Annotated in this window: 3 protein-coding genes; 2 read left to right on the top strand and 1 reads right to left on the bottom strand. The window is 39.2% G+C overall.

Going from position 1 to position 4,179, the window contains the following annotated elements:
• Window positions 1-51: 51 nt before the first annotated feature.
• Window positions 52-1,011 carry a YaaC family protein gene (locus tag SB660_RS18840; protein WP_061406456.1) on the bottom strand — a complete coding sequence of 320 codons (960 nt, stop codon included), beginning with the start codon at window positions 1,009-1,011 and terminating at the stop codon, window positions 52-54.
• 121 nt (window positions 1,012-1,132) lie between these two features.
• On the opposite strand from SB660_RS18840, the gene guaB reads away from it, so the two are divergent.
• Both guaB and SB660_RS18830 read left to right on the top strand, forming a co-directional pair.
• Window positions 1,133-2,599: an IMP dehydrogenase gene (gene guaB, locus SB660_RS18835; RefSeq protein WP_003218109.1), complete on the top strand. Its 1,467-nt coding sequence runs from the start codon at window positions 1,133-1,135 to the stop codon at window positions 2,597-2,599.
• Window positions 2,600-2,758: 159 nt separating this feature from the next.
• On the top strand, window positions 2,759-4,084 hold the full coding sequence (locus SB660_RS18830) for a D-alanyl-D-alanine carboxypeptidase family protein (protein ID WP_058015907.1): 1,326 nt from the start codon (window positions 2,759-2,761) through the stop codon (window positions 4,082-4,084).
• The last annotated feature ends 95 nt before the right edge of the window (window positions 4,085-4,179 follow it).

The following is a 4,179-nucleotide window of genomic DNA, read 5'->3' as shown; positions in this document are numbered from 1 at the left end:
CTCCCCCTGTGAGAGTAGGACGCCGCCAAGCTTGTCTAAGGATCAGTTCCATTAGGAACTGGTCTTTTTTGTTTTTTCTTCTAATAGCATCATGATATAAGCTGGGAACTTCTCTTCGGCAATCTCCATGTAGCGCTCAATCATGACGTAATCATCACTAATGTATTGAGACAGTAGCTCGTACCACCATTCAGTTTCGTAGCGGGCAATCATACTAAGGTTATACATTAATAAGTAATGGCTGATGACCTCAGGAATCCCTAAAAAGGAATCACGCGTTGACGGAATATACCATTGATCCATTTCTAAATCATAATGAAGATGAGTGGCGAGCGCTGGATTTTCTTCTAGTGATACATCAAATGTCAGCTTTTTCGCTTCTCTCTGTCTGAGTTTCCAACTTGTATGAAACTCAAAATATTCAATAAAGCGTTCAGCAGACATGTTATAAAGCAATGGAATATGATCTTGAATCATCATCCCATTGGCCTTTTCCACCTTAACTAATGTAGAGGGCTGTTTTTGAAACTCTAGAATATGACTCATTTCCGGTATCTTTGAAAGGAGATGAATCATCGTAAATCGCTCATCTTCAAGTCCATTTAAATGAAATAGATGCTTTAACACATGCATGCATAGTCCATTTCGCTGAATTTTCACCTCATCTTCACTAAAACGGTAATGCTGCTTCTTTCTCTTTCTCGATGTTACACCATGCGCTAAAACAGAGGTTTGAGAAGGATAGTGAGGGTCAACTGTCAGTAAACATGCCTTTAGCAACTGAGCCATTCCATAAAACAATAAAATGGGCTTCAGTTCGAGTGGAGCGATAGCTGCCTGTTCATAGAACGTATGACCATGCTTTAAAAAATAAATAAACCGTTCACAGTTTTTATAGGCTTGCTGGTTTGCATCTTGAATGCTCTGTTTCTCATATTGTTGATATAGAAACTTTTGGGAAGTTTCTAGTGAGTAAAAACGTTTTAAATCCTTCCATCCTGAACTTTTCATCTTCTTCCTCAACTCTCTTTATATTTTCTAAAAATTGCAACTGTTTGTTGCTTCCTTGACATGCTGTTTGCTAGTTGATAATCTACATATAATATTTTGCCGAAAAGAGGGGGATTTACTAATGTGGGAAAGTAAATTTTCAAAAGAAGGTTTGACGTTTGACGATGTTTTGCTTGTTCCAGCTAAGTCTGAAGTACTTCCGCGAGATGTCGATTTATCAGTTGAGTTAACAAGCACATTAAAACTAAACATTCCAATTATCAGTGCAGGAATGGACACGGTGACTGAATCACAAATGGCGATTGCAATGGCACGTCAAGGTGGTCTTGGTATCATTCATAAGAACATGTCTATTGAGCAACAAGCAGAGCAAGTGGATAAAGTAAAACGTTCAGAGCGCGGCGTTATTACAAATCCATTCTTCTTAACACCTGAGCATCAAGTATTTGATGCAGAGCACCTAATGGGTAAGTACCGTATTTCAGGTGTACCGATTGTAAATAACATAGAAGATCAAAAGCTTGTCGGTATTATTACGAACCGTGACCTTCGATTTATTTCGGATTATTCAATGAAGATTAGCGATGTGATGACAAAAGAGGAACTTGTGACAGCTTCTGTAGGTACGACGTTAGAAGAAGCTGAAAAAATTCTACAGCAATATAAAATTGAAAAATTACCTCTTTTAGATGACGAAGGAACGTTAAAAGGTCTCATCACCATCAAAGATATTGAAAAAGTGATCGAATTCCCTAACTCCTCTAAAGATGCACATGGCCGTTTAATTGTTGGTGCCGCTGTTGGTGTCACTGGCGATACAATGACTCGTGTAAGAAAATTAGTCGAAGCCAATGTGGATGTCGTTGTCATTGATACGGCACATGGTCATTCACAAGGTGTTCTAAACACTGTATCGAAAATCCGTGAAACATATCCTTCTCTTAATATCATTGCTGGTAATGTTGCAACAGCCGAAGCAACTAAAGCATTGTTTGAAGCAGGAGCAGATATTGTGAAAGTCGGTATCGGACCAGGATCTATTTGTACAACACGTGTTGTTGCAGGCGTTGGTGTACCACAAATCACAGCGATCTATGATTGTGCAACAGAAGCAAGAAAACACGGTAAAGCTATTATTGCAGATGGTGGAATTAAATATTCAGGTGATATCGTAAAAGCTCTAGCATCTGGTGGACATGCTGTAATGCTTGGAAGCCTTCTAGCTGGTACATCTGAAAGCCCAGGAGACACAGAAATTTTCCAAGGTAGACGCTTCAAAGTATATCGCGGTATGGGCTCAGTCGCTGCAATGGAAAAAGGAAGTAAAGATCGTTACTTCCAAGAAGATAATAAAAAATTCGTTCCAGAAGGTATTGAAGGCCGTACACCATACAAAGGACCAGTTGTTGATACAGTGTATCAACTCGTTGGCGGTATCCGCTCTGGTATGGGCTATTGTGGAACACAGGACTTGCGCTCTCTTAGAGAAGATGCACAGTTCATTCGAATGACTGGTGCAGGGCTTCGTGAGAGTCATCCACATGATGTACAAATTACAAAAGAATCACCAAACTACACAATTTCTTGATAAATTGTGACAATCAAATTACATTTGACAGGGTCTATGACTCTGTCTATTTTTTTTGTCTTTATTGTGATAAAATTTATACTGTTGTGTTGAAATAAGCCCTTGTGGATTAAATATATATGAAATATATCGAAAAAGATGATAACGGAGGTATGACGATTGAACAGCAAGATATTGAAACAGCTTATGGTCTCTATCCTTGCATTGGCATTGATTGTGACAGCATTTACACCAATGTCCAAAGCAAAAGCAGCTGAAGATCCATTCAATGTGAATGCGAAAGCAGCGATCCTAATTGAAGCTTCTACAGGTAAGATCCTTTATAGTAAGAACGCAGAACAAAGACTGCCTATTGCAAGTATGGCAAAGATGATGACAGAGTATCTATTACTAGAGGCGATTGCTGAAGGCAAAGTGAAATGGGATCAAACGTATACGCCAGATGATTATGTATACGAAATTTCTCAGGACCGCAGTTTATCAAACGTTCCTTTGAGAAAAGATGGCTCGTATACAGTGAAAGAACTTTATCAAGCAACGGCTATTTATTCGGCAAATGCAGCAGCAATTGGCTTAGCAGAAGTGATTGCTGGATCAGAATCGAAGTTCGTTGAAAAAATGAATGCAAAAGCGAAAGAACTAGGTTTAACAAATTACAAATTCGTGAATGCAACTGGACTAGAAAATAAAGACTTACATGGCAAACAGCCAAAGGGTACAGGTCCTGATGAAGAAAGTGAAGTATCTGCGAAAGATATGGCATTGCTTGCACAGCATCTCATCAAAGACCATCCAGAAATCCTTGAAACATCAAGTATTGCGAAAACAAAGTTCAGAGAAGGCACAGACGATGAAATGGACATGCCTAACTGGAACTTCATGCTTAAAGGACTTGTGAAGGAATATGAAGGTGTAGACGGCTTAAAGACAGGTTCTACAGATTCAGCTGGTTCTAGCTTCACAGGTACCGCTAAACAAGGTGACATGCGTGTCATCGCAGTGATCTTGAATGCAAAAGGTAATCTTCATACAGCACGTTTCGACGTAGCGAAAAAACTGTTCGATTATGCGTTTAAAAACTTCACGATGAAAGAAATGTACAAAAAAGGTCAACAGATCAAAGGACATGAAAACATCGAAGTCGACAAAGGCAAAGACAAAGAAGTACCTGTCGTTACGAAAGAAGCTTTCTCTGTGCCAGTCAAAAATGGCGACGAAAAGAGCTTCAAAGCAAAAGTAAATATCGAGAAAACGAAACTAGAAGCTCCTATGAAAAAAGGAACGAAGGTTGGCATGCTGACGACTTCTTATTCAGGTGATGAGAAGGACTACGGCTATTTGAATAAAGATCAATCAGGTGTTGAGCTAATAACGAAAACAGGCGATGAAAAAGCAAACTGGTTCATTCTTGCAATGCGTAGTGTAGGTGGATTCTTCGCTGGCATTTGGGGCGGAATCGTTGACACAGTAAAAGGTTGGTTCTAATAAAAACTGCTCTCTATAGGGACTGACCCCATAAGATGAGACAAATAAAAAACACCTTCAAGTTTGAAAACGGATCGTTGTGATCCGAAATAAAA

Origin of the sequence: Bacillus sp. SIMBA_005 (assembly GCF_046535585.1) — a bacterium.
Taxonomy (GTDB): domain Bacteria; phylum Bacillota; class Bacilli; order Bacillales; family Bacillaceae; genus Bacillus; species Bacillus pumilus.
Note: the sequence above shows the minus strand (reverse complement) of the source record. Positions and strands in the feature narration are given on the sequence as shown.